This window comes from Leisingera sp. ANG-M7 (assembly GCF_000813965.1).
In the GTDB taxonomy this organism is placed as follows: Bacteria; Pseudomonadota; Alphaproteobacteria; order Rhodobacterales; family Rhodobacteraceae; genus Leisingera.
Map to the genome: position 1 here is coordinate 20,248 of NZ_JWLI01000007.1, position 12,999 is coordinate 33,246.

The window sequence follows — 12,999 nt, forward strand, 5'->3', positions numbered from 1 at the left end:
CGGAAAGAGAGAAAAAGGCGTCCTAATCCGGGCGCCTTTTTTGTTTTCGGTCTTGCACTGGCAAAATCCGCTGCGCGACGGCTGGCAGCACCACTGCGTTCAGCAATTTCCGTCCGCCCCGCATTTTTCCGCGTCATCGTGCAAATCCCATGCTATACACGTTTCCAAACCCGTCAGAGGTCCGGAGCCGTAAGAGTTCACATGAGCAGTTCAAGCAATACAGTCAGCCTGGAAGACCAGCTGCGCGAGGCGATTCTCGCCAAACCTGATGCGGTGCTGGAAGATCAGCACCTGATGAATGCCCTGGTTGCCGCCAATGAGCGGGCGATGGGCTCCAACGTTGTCGACCTGCGCGGCATCGCGATGGAGCGGATGGCAGCACGGCTGGACCGGCTGGAGGATACCCACCGTTCGGTGATTGCCGCTGCCTATGACAATCTGGCAGGCACCAACCTCATTCACCGCGCCGTGCTGCGGCTGCTGGAGCCGCGCGACTTCACCGCCTTTCTTGCCTGTCTGGAGCAGGACATGCCGGAGATTCTGCGTGTGCATGCGCTGGCGCTGGTGCTGGAAACCGCCCAGCCCGGCGGCGCCGAGGTGGAGCGCAAGTCCGGCGCGCTGAAGCTCGCTGGCCCCGGTTTCGCCGAAAGCTATGCCGGGCAGCCCGGCAGCGAACGCCCGGTGACCCTGCGCCAGACCCAGGGTGGCAGCCCGCGCGTCTATGGCCAGAAGGCAGAATGGATCCGCTCCGAGGCCTGCCTGATGCTGGATCTGGGCGAGGGCCGCCTGCCTGGTATGCTGGTAATGGGATCAGAAGACCCGCATCAGTTTTCGCCGATGCAAGGCACGGACCTCCTGACCTTCTTCGGCGGCGTCTTTGAACGCTCGATGCGCTACTGGCTGTCATGACTATGATCTCCCCTGCCTGCCGCGACGCCCTGCAGCTTTGGCTGGCACGGCTGGGCGGGCTGGAGGATGCTTCGGACAACACGCTGACCGCCTACCGCGGCGATGTGACTGCTTTTCTGGCCTTCATGACACAGCACAGCGGCGGGCCGCAGGGGCTGGGCGCGCTGGTGCGGATCACGACATCGGACATGCGGGCCTGGATGGCGTCGGAACGCAACTCCGGCACCGGGGCGCGGTCGCTGGCACGCAAGCTGTCGGCGGTCAAGAATTTCTACCGCTGGCTGGCGGAGCGCGAAGGGTTTGAGCCGGCCGCGGTGCTGCTGGCACGCTCTCCCAAGTTCCAGAAAAAGCTGCCGCGCCCACTGGCGCCAGAAGCGGCCAAGGCCGTTCTCGAAACCGTTGAGCTGCAGTCGCAGCAGGACTGGGTCGCGGCGCGGGATGTTGCAGTGGTGACGCTTCTTTACGGTTGCGGGCTGCGGATTTCCGAGGCGCTTGGGCTGACGGGTGCGGATGCGCCGCTGCCGCCGGTCCTGCGCATTCTGGGCAAGGGCCGCAAGGAGCGGGTCGTGCCGGTGCTGCCCGCCGCCCGCGATGCGGTGGAGCGCTACCTGTCGCTGTCCCCGCATCCGCAGGAGGCTGACAAACCCCTATTCCGCGGTGTGCGCGGCGGTGCGCTGAACCCGCGCCAGATCCAGGGGGTGATGGCCAGGACCCGCGCCCAGCTGGGCCTGCCTGCCACCGCTACCCCGCACGCGCTGCGCCACAGCTTTGCCACCCATCTGCTGGAGGCGGGCGGCGACCTGCGCGCCATTCAGGAGCTCTTGGGCCATGCCTCGCTGTCGACCACTCAGGCCTATACGGCAGTGGACACCACCCATCTGCTGGAGGTCTACAACAAGGCTCACCCGAAAGCGTGACTTGACCGAGGCCCTTGGCCTGGCCTTTGCTGTCAGCAGGAGGACCTGCCCATGTCCGGCAAACAAACCCTGCAAGTGGAACTAACCAGCATCCTGACCTGCCCCGCCTGCGGGCATGAGGCGGCAGAGGAGATGCCGCAGGACGCCTGCCAGTGGTTTCACGAGTGCCCCGCCTGCAATACCCTGTTGCGGCCAAAGCCCGGCGATTGCTGTATTTTCTGCTCTTACGGGACGGTCCCTTGCCCACCGGTGCAGGCGGGTGACGGCTGCTGCGGGTGACGGGCAGGCAGCCCGGTTTAATAAAATACGCGCTATTTTGCGAAGCTGGCAGCAAGCCTCTGTTAAGCCGGCGCAGGCCAGATGGCAGAAACCGATCCAGAAAGGATTCTGCCATGACCAGTGCCGGCTATGCCATTTCGTTTTCAGATGGTGCCCCTGCGGCCCCTGCCCCGCCGCCCGGCGTACAGCCTTGGGAACGTGACCGTCCCGCAAACTCCCCCTTCTCCGCCCCCGCCATCACCGACCCGGTGCCATATGGCCGCCGCATGGCCCGTATTCTGCTGCCGGCAGGTACGGATTTCCGCCCAAATTTGCACTGAATGGTTGCGGCTCCGGGGTAAATTCGCCATCACGGTCGGATGACACCTCAGATCCGCGCCCTCTCCGTTCATCTGCTGACCGCCACAGGGGCAGTCTTTGCCATGCTGGCTATGCTGGCCGCGGCCGAAGGCAAATGGAGCCTGATGTTCCTTTGGCTGGTAGTGGCCTTTGCCGTCGATGGCATCGACGGCCCATTGGCGCGACACTATCACGTCAAGCGCTACTCGCCGGAATTCGACGGGGTGCTGCTGGACCTGATCATCGACTACCTGACCTATGTCTTCATCCCTGCCTTTGCCCTCTTCCAGTCCGGGCTGATGGCAGGCTGGACCGGCTGGTTCGCCATCATCGTGATCACCTTCGGGAGTGCGATGTACTACGCCGACACGCGGATGAAGACCAAGGACAATTCCTTTTCCGGCTATCCCGGCGTGTGGAACATGCCGGTGCTGGTGATCTTTGCGCTGGAGCCGAGCCATTGGACCAGCCTGGTGCTGGTGACACTGCTGTCCGTGGCGATGTTCCTGCCGCTGAAGTTCATCCATCCCGTGCGCACGGTGCGCTGGCGCAAGGTTTCGCTGCCGATGGCGCTGGCCTGGACCTTCTTTGCCGGCTGGGCCGCTTGGGTCGACTTCCACCCGGCCAGCTGGGCTCATTGGGGGCTGGTGGTCACGTCGGTCTACCTGCTGTTTGTCGGCATCGCCCAGCAGATCGTGCCGGAAAAACACCGCAGCTCTTCCACGGACTGACAGCCTCGGGCAGTGCGGGTATTCCGGCAGCCATGAGTTCTGCCGCTCTGAAAACGCTGGCCCCGGATGCAGCCAGCCATGTCAGATCAAAAGGCTGGCGGCACCTTCAAGTTTCAGCAGCGCCACCTTGGTCTCCACGCCGCCCTTGCCGGAAAACCCGCCAAGCCCGGAAGCACCCAGCACCCGGTGGCAGGGAATGATCACCGGGATCGGATTGCCGCCGCAGGCATTGCCGACCGGCTGCGGCGGGGCGCTCAGATCCCTGGCGATATCACCATATGTACGTGTTTCGCCAAAGGGGATCGCCAGCATGGCGTCGCAGACAGCGCGTTGAAAGCCCGAACCCGCCACCTGCAGCGGCAAGTCGAACACCGTCAGCTCCCCCGCAAAATAGGCCTGCAGCTGCTTCAGCGCCCGTGAAAGCAGCGCGGACTGGCCGCTGGCCTCAGCCGTCCAGTCCAGCCGCACGATGGCGCCGTCCCGCTCTGACACGCTGAGCGGTCCAACGGGCGTCTCAAGGCTTGCTGAAATCATGTCTCTCCTCCGGCCTGCAGGCGGCTGCATTCTCCTGTGCCGCCACCCGAACTGCAAGCCCCGCCCGCCAAGCAGGCCGCGGCATGTTAACGTCTTGTTAACCAGTGCTAAAGGTTTCCCGCCGGGTTGTATCAAATTCTAATAAAGTGAGCATCAAGAACAGAGCTAAAGGTCAGTAAAATGTTTGCACCAGTCTCCAGCACCGCCGGTTTCTATACCTCGATGAAGAAGATCCAGGCTCCGGCCGCCGGCACCGCAGCTGACGCAACTCTGACCAACGGCATGGCGCCGGCCCGCGAAGCCCTTCAGGCCGGCGAGCACGCTGATGCCCTTACCACTCAATACATCGGCCCCGCCCGCGAAGCTGCCCGGGCAGAAGCGCTGGAACCGCGTCCGGTAAAGGGCATCGACATGGATGCGTTTTATCAGGATCTGATGAATGGTTGCCAGGCCGGCCCCAAGCCGGTGAGCGCGCTGGCTGCAGAAGCGAACTATGCCAAGGTGCAGCGGATCATCGGCTGAGCACGGCCGGAACCGGCCCGATGGAATAGCAACAAACTCCACCGGCGGAATGTGTTAACCTGCAGTTAAGCCTATTGTGGTAAAAACCGTTTTAAGATCGGTTCAATGCCTCTGCGAAGGACCCTCTGATGTTTATACCAGTTTCGGGACGTATAGATCCTATCAAACCGAACCGCGGGTTTCTAACCGCCCGCCCCGTTGTCCGATCCGACGATCCGGACAAAAGCGAATCCGCCGACAACACGCCGCGCGGGCAAGAGGAGCAGCTGCCGGATGCGCTGCATCCGGAAGACGACAACCCTGTCTGGGATACTCCCGGTCCGCAAACACCTGTATCCGCCGATGACTTGCTTCACGAAAACGCGGTGCTGGCGGAGCATCTGCTGATGCAGCGCGCCTGGCCTGCAGACCGGATCACCGCAGGTGAAGCCAAGGCCGCCTTTCACGGTTATGAAGAGGCCAGGTCGCTAACGGCCTGACCGCTCTCTTCCGCTTACCTTACTGCAGCTGGGCCCAGAACAATTCCAGATGGCGCGACATGATCTCCTCGAACCGGCCGCTCTCCCGCAGCTTCTGCAGGCCCGCATTGATCCGGTAAAGATGGGTGGTGCCGCGCCAGTGGCGCTTGGAAATCACGACATGCAGGCCTTCCTCTGACAGCGGTTTCTCCAGCGGCACCACGGTGTCGCGCAGATTTTCCGCAACGATCGTGTTGGCGCCCAGGAACAGGTTCACCGCTGCCGCATCCACCTGGCCGTCCGCCACCATGCGAAAGCAGTCAGCCGGGGTTTTGGGCTGAACCAGTTCGATCTTCCCCTCGGCCAGCCAGCGCCGGTCTGAACGGTTCAGGTCGTGGGTGAAATAGCCGGCAGGACGGCACAGGGTCTTGCCTTCGACATCAGTGTCTGCGGTGTATTCAAACCCGCCGCCGGCCCGCACAAACAGCATGATCGGCATTGTCATGACCGGCTCGGAGAAGTGGAAATTGACACAGCGCTCGTTGCCCGGTTCAGCCGCGCAATCAGGCTTGAGCCAGGGAAATCCCATGTCGAACTCTTTCTTGTTCAGCATCGGGAACAGGTGTTTGGACCAGTCGTCCTCCCAGCTGACGGAGTAGCTGACCGGCGCGGGGGCCAGTTCCAGCGCGGCGTTGATCAGCTCCGTCACCATCCCCTGCCCGGGCAAGCTGCGGTCGGTGAAGGGGCCATAGCCGCTGCCCGTGAGCAGCGTCAGCTCTGCCTTTTCCTGGCGCAGCGGCGTGGCATCCGGCGCGGTGGCGCCGGTGATGCAGGGGATGAACAGCTTGCGTCCCGGCAGCACGGTCGCCCCGGCAAGCAGCTTCTGGTTGGCGTAGTAGACCATGGTCCAGCGGTTGCGGTCGCCATAGTGGGCCTCCGCAATTGTAAACAGCGAGTCCCCGGGCTGCGCCACATACTCCACGTCGCAAATCGCCCAGGCTGCAGCCGGCGCCATTGTGAACAGGGCGGCCAGTTGGAAGAGGTGTGAGAGAAACCGTCTCATACAGGCATCCTCCCTCAGAACCCGGCCCAGATCCGGGCCATGTGATCCTCGACGATGGTCTGGTAGCTGCCGTTCTCCTGGATCGACCGCAGGCCCTTGTTGATCATCGCCAACATTTCATCCGCCCGCGGATGGGTCTTGTGCACCACCACATAGATACCCAGCACCGACAGCGGCTGCGGCAGCACGGTGAATTGATCGGCGATGCCCGCCTCCTTCATTACGCTGCGGCCGGTGAATTCATTGATCGCCACCGCGTCCGCCTCACCAGCGGCTACCATGTCGAAACAGTCCTTCACCTTGTGCGGCTGCTTCAGGGTGATCTTCTTCTCCGCAATCCAGTTGCGGCCGCGCTCATCCAGATCGAAGGTCAGGTAACCAGCGGGGCGGCACAGGGTCTTGCCTTCGATGTCGCTGTCGCTGGTGAACGCAAACGGCCGATCCTTATGCGCAAACAGCAGCATCAGGGTTTCGAACATCGGCTCGGAGAAGTGGAAGTTCTGGCAGCGGTAGCTGTCCGGCATCGTCTCGCAATCGGGCTTGTACCAGGGAAAGCCCAGATCCAGCAGCGCGTTGGAGAGCAGCGGGTCGAAATGCGAGGACCAGTCATTGACCCAGTGGATCGCATAGCCTTCAGCCGGAGCAGCCTGTGTCATTGCTGCATTCACCACCTCGGTGATCAGGCCGCCGTTGTGCGACGCCTTGGAGGTAAAGGGCGCATAGTCGTCGCCGGTCAGCAGGTTGATTTTCTGGCGCACCGCCGCGTTGCCCGGCGCGACCTTGACCGGCACTGCCGATGCAGGGGCGGCGGCGGAAATGTCCTTGCCGCCAGGCAGGCCCAGCGGCAGCCCCTCAAGGCAGGCCAGCGAGAGCTTCATGCCGACCCGGATCGCGCCCGGCTTGGGGCCGATCTGGTCGATGTTGCGGTTGTGGATGGCGCTCCACTTGCCCGCATCCTTGTAGAGCTTGTCGGCAATCACCGACAGGCTGTCGCCAGACTGAACGGTATAGATGCCACCGCAGGTTTCTGCAGCGGCGGCGGTAGCAAACAGGCCGGACAGCCCGAAGGCGGCGGCGGCAAAGAAGGTTTTCATGGTTCCCCCCGGAAATGTGCAGCGCCTGATCCGCTGAATTGGCGGGCGGCGCTTGTTGTTTTGTCGTTGATTGAGGTCCGCGGGCAGTACTGCTGACCGCGCGGCAGTGCCTTTCTGGCGCCGCAGCCGATGGGTCTTAGTTGCCGACGAACAGCGCCAGCAGCGTTGCGGTATCCACCCGCCCGTCAGCGCCGATCAGACTGGCCGGAACAGTGATTTCCTGACGTTCATATGCGCCGTTCACCAGCTGGTCGATATAGGCTGCGGACTGGCCCTGCGCGGCGGCGGTCAGCACCATCTTGTAAAGCGCCGAACCCTCAACGGGCGCGGCCTGCGCATCCTGAACTGCCGCGGCGGGCTGTGCCTGCTTGCTGCGAAGGGCGGCCAGCGTGCCTTCGGTGATGCGGGCAACCAGTGCATCCTCGCCGCTGGCAGCAGAGCCTTCCAGACCCGCTGCTGCCGCGGCCCCTGCAGGAAGCTCTGCCACGGCTTTCTCAGCCGTTACCGGCTGATCGGTTGCTGGCGCACTGCCGCCGAACTGGAAGTAGAGCAGCATCGCAGATGCAACCGCCAGCCCCGCAGCGGCGAGGCCCAGTTTTGGCAGCGCAGACTCATTCCCGGCCGGCAATGGTGCAAACTGCTGTGGTTCCATGGCGGGTTCCGGCTTCGCGGAGGTAGGTTTCACAGCACTGACCGGACTGTCGGCCTTGGCGTCTTTTGCCGTTCCGCCAGCCGCAGGCTTTGCCTTGACCGGCCCCGCGCCGGCAGCGACCAAACCGATTTTGATATTCTTTGGCGCCGACACCCCGTCAATCCGGATTGCCGCGCCGCGTGCTTTGCCAAGCTCAGCCGCCAGCTGCGCATCCGCTTTCAGCTTCAGCATTGAAAATTGCCCCCTGCCCCATGCCATCTTTTGAAATGACGTAAAAATCTACATGGAATTAACGAATTCTTAACCAATTGTGGAAAACCGGTCAACATCTAGGGGAAAACGCGGCAAGGGAACACAAGGCATTTCTCGGATAGCGTGTGCAAAATGACGCAGAAAGAACGTAAAAAGACAACGCCCGGCGCTGTGGCCGGGCGTTGCATGCAATTCAAGGGTGAGACAGGGTCTATCCCAGTGCGCTGTCGCAGCGGCCGCAGACGCCCTCATGCCCGTGGCTGCCGACATCCGGCAGGATCTTCCAGCAGCGCTGGCATTTTCCGCCGTCGGCCTTTTCAAACACCACCGACACGCCGTCGACTTCCGGCATCCGGAAGGCTTCCGCCGGGGCCGGATCGTTGGTCAGCGCGATGTCCGAGGTGATGCAGACATCTGCGAAGTTCACCGACTTCAGCGCCTCCAGCGCTTCACCGTCACGCACATGCACAACCGGCGAGGCCTCCAGCGAGGCACCGATTACCTTGTCGGTCCGCTGAACCTCCAGCGCCGCAGTCACCACCCGGCGGGCCTGGCGGATTTTGGACCATTTGGCGGCCAGCGGCTCGTTCAGCCAGTCGGCGGGCGTCACCGGGATGTCCTGCAAATGCACGGAGCTGCCCTCGCCCGGGTATTTCTCCAGCCAGACTTCTTCCATGGTGAAGACCAGGATCGGCGCCAGCCAAGTGGTCAGGCGGTGGAACAGGATGTCCAGCACGGTGCGGGCTGCACGGGCGTTCAGGGTGTCGCCATCGCAATAAAGTGCGTCCTTGCGGATGTCGAAATAGAAGGCCGACAGGTCCACGGTGGCAAAGTTGAACACTGCCGAGAACACACCCTGGAAATCAAAGGTCTGATAGCCGGTGCGGACCTTGTGGTCGAGCTCGGCCAGGCGGTGCAGCACCCACTGTTCCAGCTCCGGCATATCTGCCGGGTCAACCCGCTGATCCTCGCTGAAATCACCCAAGGAGCCCAGCATGAAGCGCATGGTGTTGCGCAGGCGGCGGTAGCTATCGGCGGTGCCTTTCAGGATTTCCGGCCCGATCCGCTGGTCGGCGGTGTAATCGGTCTGGGCCACCCACAGGCGCAGGATATCGGCGCCATACTGCTTGACGACCTCCTCCGGCACGATGGTGTTGCCGAGCGACTTGGACATCTTCATGCCCTTCTCGTCCAGCGTGAAGCCGTGGGTCACCACGTTGCGGTAGGGTGCGCGGCCTTTGGTGCCGCAGGCCTGCAGCAGCGAGGAGTGGAACCAGCCGCGGTGCTGGTCGGTGCCTTCCATGTAGACATCAGCGATGCCGTCCTCGGTGCCGTCCTCGCGGTCGCGCAGCACAAAGGCATGGGTCGAGCCGCTGTCGAACCACACGTCCAGCACGTCGAACACCTGGTCGTAGTCATCCGGGTCCACGGAGTTACCCAGCACCCGCGCTTTGAAACCATCCTCGTACCAGACGTCGGCGCCGTGCGCGTCGAACTCGGCTACGATGCGCTTGTTCACCTCTTCATTGCGCAAGAGGAAGTCCGCATCGGTCGGCAGCGCGCCTTTCTTGGTGAAGCAGGTGAGCGGCACGCCCCAGGCGCGCTGGCGGCTCAGCACCCAGTCAGGGCGGCTTTCGATCATCGAATGCAGGCGGTTGCGGCCGGTTTGCGGCCACCACTTCACCAGTTCGTCGATCGAGCGCAGGGCACGTTCGCGGATGGTATCGCCCATCTCATCCATGCCGTCGTCCATCTTGCGGTCGACAGAGGCAAACCACTGCGGCGTGTTGCGGTAGATGATCGGCGCCTTGGAGCGCCAGGAATGCGGGTAGCTGTGCTTGATCTTGCCGCGCGCCAAGAGGCCGCCAACCTCAACCAGCTTGTCGATGATCTTCTTGTTGGCATCGCCCTCGCCGCCCTTGCGGTTCAGGATGTAGGTGCCGCCGAAGAAAGGCAGATCGGCGCGGAAACCGCCGTCGTCCATCACGTTATAGGTGATCATCTGCTCCAGCATTCCAAGGTCGCGGTAGAGCTCGAACTCCTCCATACCGTGGCTGGGTGCGCAGTGGACAAAGCCGGTGCCTTCGGTGTCGGTCACAAAAGGCGCCGCGCGGAAGTCGCGGATGCCGTCCCATTCGCCGTTGGAGCCTTCGGTGCCGTGCAGAGGGTGGGCCAGGCCAACGCCTTCCAGATCGGAGACCGGCACATCGGCAACGCGGGTATACTGGTCTTCGCTCAGGCGCGCGCGCTTGAACACCTCAGCCGCCAGATTGTCGGCGAGGATGTATTTGTCGCCCACGGCGGCCCAGCATTCATCCGGGGTGCCGGTGACCTCATAGAGGCCATAGGCAATCTCCGCACCATAGACCACGGCCTTGTTCGACGGAATGGTCCAGGGAGTAGTGGTCCAGATCACCACCTGAGCGCCAGAAAGATGTGTAGCGTCTTTAGAGTAGCCTGCGACGGTCACATTCGCTCCACCGCCAGCGTTTGTTGATGCAACTTCTTTCTTACCAATAACCTTGAACTTCACCCAGATGGTGAAGCTTTCCTTATCGTGATACTCGACCTCCGCCTCCGCCAGTGCGGTCTTCTCGACCGGCGACCACATCACCGGCTTCGAGCCCTGATAAAGCGTGCCGTTCATCAGAAATTTCATGAACTCGTCCGCGATGACAGCCTCGGCGTGGTAGTTCATGGTCAGATACGGGTCATCCCATTTGCCGGTGATGCCCAGACGCTTGAACTCCTCGCGCTGGATATCGACCCAGCTGTCGGCAAAGGCGCGGCATTCCTGGCGGAATTCGACAACCGGCACCGCATCCTTGTTCTTGCCCTTCTTGCGGTACTGCTCCTCGATCTTCCATTCGATCGGCAGGCCATGGCAGTCCCAGCCCGGCACGTAACGGCTGTCAAAGCCCATCATCTGGTGCGAACGGACGATCATGTCCTTGATGGTCTTGTTCAGCGCGTGGCCGATATGCAGGTGGCCGTTGGCGTACGGGGGGCCGTCATGCAGGGTGAAGGGCTTGCGCTCCGCGTCGCCGCCCTTGGCCGCGGCCGCTTTCTCGCGGAGTTTGTCGTAGACGCCGATCTCGGCCCAGCGTTCCAGCCAGGCAGGCTCGCGCTTGGGCAGGCCTGCGCGCATCGGGAAACCGGTTTTCGGCAGATTCAGGGTGTCTTTATAGTCAGGCGTCTGGGGTGTGTCGGCGCACATCGGGGGCGTCCTTTGGATGATCAAGGTCGGAAATTGGGATATTCGGTTCGGCGCGATGGCTCAAGCGCCTTTGCCCGGCGGCTCAATGGTTTCAGAGCGCCGGGGATATAATTCGAATAATGATGGCCGCGAATAGGGACATGAAGCGCCTTATAGGACGGGGCTGCGGCGGGGTAAAGCGGCAGTTGCGGCGCATTTTGATGAGGGCAGCGAGCGGAACCGCCCATCCTGCGTCACCGTACCAGCCAGACACCCAGATCCGGGCGGGCCAGCATCAGCCAGAGGATTGCCAGAACCGCGGCAAAGGCCGGAATGCCGCAGGCAAACCAGATCGCAAACAGGCGGTGGTAACGGGCGGGCAGTGCCCCTCCCGTCTCTGCCGCCGCCCGCGCCAGATTGCGCAGCCGCAGCTGGATCCAGACCACCGGCAGCCAGAACAGCCCAGTCAGCACATAAAGCCCCAGCGACAGCGCCAGCCAGCCGGTGCTCAGCGGCCAACCCAGCCGCCAGGCAAGAAGCCCGCCTGTTATAGGCTGGGCAATCACTGCCGTTGCGGTGAACAGGAGGTCGGCCACCACCACCACGCTTGCAGTGTGGGCAATCAGCGCCGCGTCCCGTGTCCGGTGCGCCATCAGCATGAAGAAGGCGATGCCCGCGCCGGTTCCCAGCAGCACGCAGGCGCCAATCACATGCAGCCACCGCAGGATCAGGTCCGCATCCACCTCAGCGCTCCTGCAGCAGCTGATGGGTGATCAGCGCCAGCAGCAGGCCCGGCAGCACCTTGACCAGCGGCCCCAGCGGATCCGCCCACATGTGCGGTGTGACAGCGGTGGCTGCAGCCAGGTAGATCAGCGAGACCGCTGCCATCCCCAAACAAGCGCGCGCCGCCCAGGGCCGCCACAGGATGGCCAGTCCCAGGGCGATGTCGGCCAGCGACCAGAAGGCAACGCTGGCTTTCGCCGGCAGGCTACCCCAGCCTGAGTCCGTCAGCACCGTTGCAGCCTCCTCCAGCTGCCAAAGACCGATCAAACCCGAGGCCAGCCAGAACAGGCACAGCACCGCGACGGCGACCGGCATCAGCAGTGCCAGCCGCGCCTCCAGCCGCTGGGCGCGCCCCGAAGGCAGCGGCTGATAGATGGCCTTGAGCGGTGCAATCCCCTGCCCCATAGCGGCCCGGTACGGTGCGGGATCGCCGCACACGCCGCTCTGGATTTCGGCCATTGCGGTGGTGCGCAGCGGCGAACGCCAGCCCAGCCTTCCGAAAGCGTCGGCATATCGCGCCACCGGCGGCAGCAGCCAGTCCGGCAGGCGCAGCAGCCTGCGCGCCGGGGCAAACCCCAGCCACGCCCGTGTCTCTGCCAGCACCTCCGCCAGCGTATGCGGCTGGTCCTCCACCAGATCATAGGTGCCCTGCGGCAGATTTTCCTGCAGCGCCGCAGCAACCGCTGCGGCAAGATCGGCCATACCGATGCATTGCACCGGCGCGTCTGCCAGCGCCACCGGCTGCACCAGCGGCACCGCCGCCAGCATCCGCAGCAGACCGGTGCCGCCATAGGCATTTTGCCCGATCACCAGCCCCGGCTTCAGGATACGCAGCGGTGCGCCAGCGGCCCGCAAGGCTGCATCCCCCCGCCCCTTGCTGCGCATGAACTCTGTCCCGGCATCCGGCCCTGCCCCGGCTGCTGAAATCTGCACCACGGCGATACCCCGTTCTACACAGGCTGCCCCCAAGGCTGCGATGGCCGTGTGGTGCACCATCTCCAGCTCGCCCGGCGCCATATCCTGCAGAACCCCCGCGCAATTGACCACGGCGTCCGCATCCTGCAGCAGCGGCGCCCAATCCTCAGGCCGCAACAGCCGCAGCAAGTCGCCCTGCACAAAGGAAACCCCAGGCAGCACCCGCGCTGCCTGCGCGGCGCTGCGGCCCAGGCCGGTCACATGAATTCCAGCGGCCCGCAAGGCACGCACGACCTCGGCCCCGATAAACCCGTAGGCGCCCAGAATCAGCACCCGCTTTGCGCTCTCCGCCATC

The 12,999-nt window shown here is 63.4% G+C and carries 13 protein-coding genes; 6 read left to right on the plus strand and 7 right to left on the minus strand.

Annotated elements, in window-relative coordinates; all coding sequences use genetic code 11:
• Positions 1–201 precede the first annotated feature (201 nt).
• The 4 genes from RA26_RS10145 (at position 202) to RA26_RS10160 (ending at position 3,175) form a co-directional block, all read left to right on the plus strand.
• Positions 202–909 carry a DUF484 family protein gene (locus RA26_RS10145; protein ID WP_039183492.1) on the plus strand — a complete coding sequence of 236 codons (708 nt, stop codon included), beginning with the start codon at positions 202–204 and terminating at the stop codon, positions 907–909.
• Complete coding sequence (locus tag RA26_RS10150; RefSeq protein ID WP_039183494.1) at positions 906–1,826, plus strand: tyrosine recombinase XerC; 921 nt, start codon at positions 906–908, stop codon at positions 1,824–1,826. Before RA26_RS10145 ends, RA26_RS10150 begins: the two co-directional genes overlap by 4 nt.
• A gap of 51 nt (positions 1,827–1,877) precedes the next feature.
• Positions 1,878–2,105 carry a GDCCVxC domain-containing (seleno)protein gene (locus RA26_RS23165; RefSeq protein WP_082015801.1) on the plus strand — a complete coding sequence of 76 codons (228 nt, stop codon included), beginning with the start codon at positions 1,878–1,880 and terminating at the stop codon, positions 2,103–2,105.
• Positions 2,106–2,464: 359 nt separating this feature from the next.
• Positions 2,465–3,175, plus strand: coding sequence for a CDP-alcohol phosphatidyltransferase family protein (locus RA26_RS10160; RefSeq protein WP_039183497.1), 711 nt, complete (start codon positions 2,465–2,467; stop codon positions 3,173–3,175).
• A gap of 81 nt (positions 3,176–3,256) precedes the next feature.
• On the opposite strand, the gene RA26_RS10165 is transcribed toward RA26_RS10160, so the two are convergent.
• A complete protein-coding gene (locus tag RA26_RS10165; protein WP_039183499.1) occupies positions 3,257–3,709 on the minus strand; it encodes a methylated-DNA--[protein]-cysteine S-methyltransferase in 453 nt (150 codons plus the stop codon).
• A gap of 180 nt (positions 3,710–3,889) precedes the next feature.
• Between RA26_RS10165 and RA26_RS10170 the strand changes: the two genes are divergently transcribed.
• Positions 3,890–4,231: a hypothetical protein gene (locus RA26_RS10170; protein WP_039183502.1), complete on the plus strand. Its 342-nt coding sequence runs from the start codon at positions 3,890–3,892 to the stop codon at positions 4,229–4,231.
• A 128-nt stretch (positions 4,232–4,359) separates the two neighbouring features.
• Complete coding sequence (locus RA26_RS10175; RefSeq protein ID WP_039183504.1) at positions 4,360–4,710, plus strand: hypothetical protein; 351 nt, start codon at positions 4,360–4,362, stop codon at positions 4,708–4,710.
• A gap of 19 nt (positions 4,711–4,729) precedes the next feature.
• Here RA26_RS10175 and RA26_RS10180 read toward each other — a convergent pair whose 3' ends face one another.
• The 6 genes from RA26_RS10180 to RA26_RS10205 all read right to left on the minus strand — a co-directional run bounded on the left by RA26_RS10180 (position 4,730) and on the right by RA26_RS10205 (position 12,998).
• Positions 4,730–5,752: a transporter substrate-binding domain-containing protein gene (locus RA26_RS10180; protein WP_039183506.1), complete on the minus strand. Its 1,023-nt coding sequence runs from the start codon at positions 5,750–5,752 to the stop codon at positions 4,730–4,732.
• Between the two features lie 14 nt (positions 5,753–5,766).
• Positions 5,767–6,846, minus strand: a complete 1,080-nt coding sequence (locus RA26_RS10185) for a transporter substrate-binding domain-containing protein (RefSeq protein ID WP_039183508.1) — start codon at positions 6,844–6,846, stop codon at positions 5,767–5,769.
• A gap of 136 nt (positions 6,847–6,982) precedes the next feature.
• Positions 6,983–7,729, minus strand: a complete 747-nt coding sequence (locus RA26_RS10190; RefSeq protein WP_039183510.1) for a hypothetical protein — start codon at positions 7,727–7,729, stop codon at positions 6,983–6,985.
• Positions 7,730–7,961: 232 nt separating this feature from the next.
• Positions 7,962–10,967, minus strand: a complete 3,006-nt coding sequence (gene ileS / locus RA26_RS10195; protein WP_039183512.1) for an isoleucine--tRNA ligase — start codon at positions 10,965–10,967, stop codon at positions 7,962–7,964.
• Positions 10,968–11,200: 233 nt separating this feature from the next.
• Positions 11,201–11,689: a DUF2269 family protein gene (locus RA26_RS10200; RefSeq protein ID WP_039183514.1), complete on the minus strand. Its 489-nt coding sequence runs from the start codon at positions 11,687–11,689 to the stop codon at positions 11,201–11,203.
• 1 nt (position 11,690) lies between these two features.
• A complete protein-coding gene (locus tag RA26_RS10205; protein ID WP_039183516.1) occupies positions 11,691–12,998 on the minus strand; it encodes an SDR family oxidoreductase in 1,308 nt (435 codons plus the stop codon).
• Between the last annotated feature and the right edge of the window lies 1 nt (position 12,999).

Bases quoted from the DNA above. Each gene is read 5' to 3' on its own strand.
- RA26_RS10145 (WP_039183492.1), top strand. From the start codon at position 202: ATGAGCAGTTCAAGCAATACAGTCAGCCTGGAAGACCAGCTGCGCGAG.
- RA26_RS10150 (WP_039183494.1), top strand. From the start codon at position 906: ATGACTATGATCTCCCCTGCCTGCCGCGACGCCCTGCAGCTTTGGCTG.
- RA26_RS23165 (WP_082015801.1), top strand. From the start codon at position 1,878: ATGTCCGGCAAACAAACCCTGCAAGTGGAACTAACCAGCATCCTGACC.
- RA26_RS10160 (WP_039183497.1), top strand. From the start codon at position 2,465: ATGACACCTCAGATCCGCGCCCTCTCCGTTCATCTGCTGACCGCCACA.
- RA26_RS10165 (WP_039183499.1), bottom strand. From the start codon at position 3,709: ATGATTTCAGCAAGCCTTGAGACGCCCGTTGGACCGCTCAGCGTGTCA.
- RA26_RS10170 (WP_039183502.1), top strand. From the start codon at position 3,890: ATGTTTGCACCAGTCTCCAGCACCGCCGGTTTCTATACCTCGATGAAG.
- RA26_RS10175 (WP_039183504.1), top strand. From the start codon at position 4,360: ATGTTTATACCAGTTTCGGGACGTATAGATCCTATCAAACCGAACCGC.
- RA26_RS10180 (WP_039183506.1), bottom strand. From the start codon at position 5,752: ATGAGACGGTTTCTCTCACACCTCTTCCAACTGGCCGCCCTGTTCACA.
- RA26_RS10185 (WP_039183508.1), bottom strand. From the start codon at position 6,846: ATGAAAACCTTCTTTGCCGCCGCCGCCTTCGGGCTGTCCGGCCTGTTT.
- RA26_RS10190 (WP_039183510.1), bottom strand. From the start codon at position 7,729: ATGCTGAAGCTGAAAGCGGATGCGCAGCTGGCGGCTGAGCTTGGCAAA.
- ileS (WP_039183512.1), bottom strand. From the start codon at position 10,967: ATGTGCGCCGACACACCCCAGACGCCTGACTATAAAGACACCCTGAAT.
- RA26_RS10205 (WP_039183516.1), bottom strand. From the start codon at position 12,998: ATGGCGGAGAGCGCAAAGCGGGTGCTGATTCTGGGCGCCTACGGGTTT.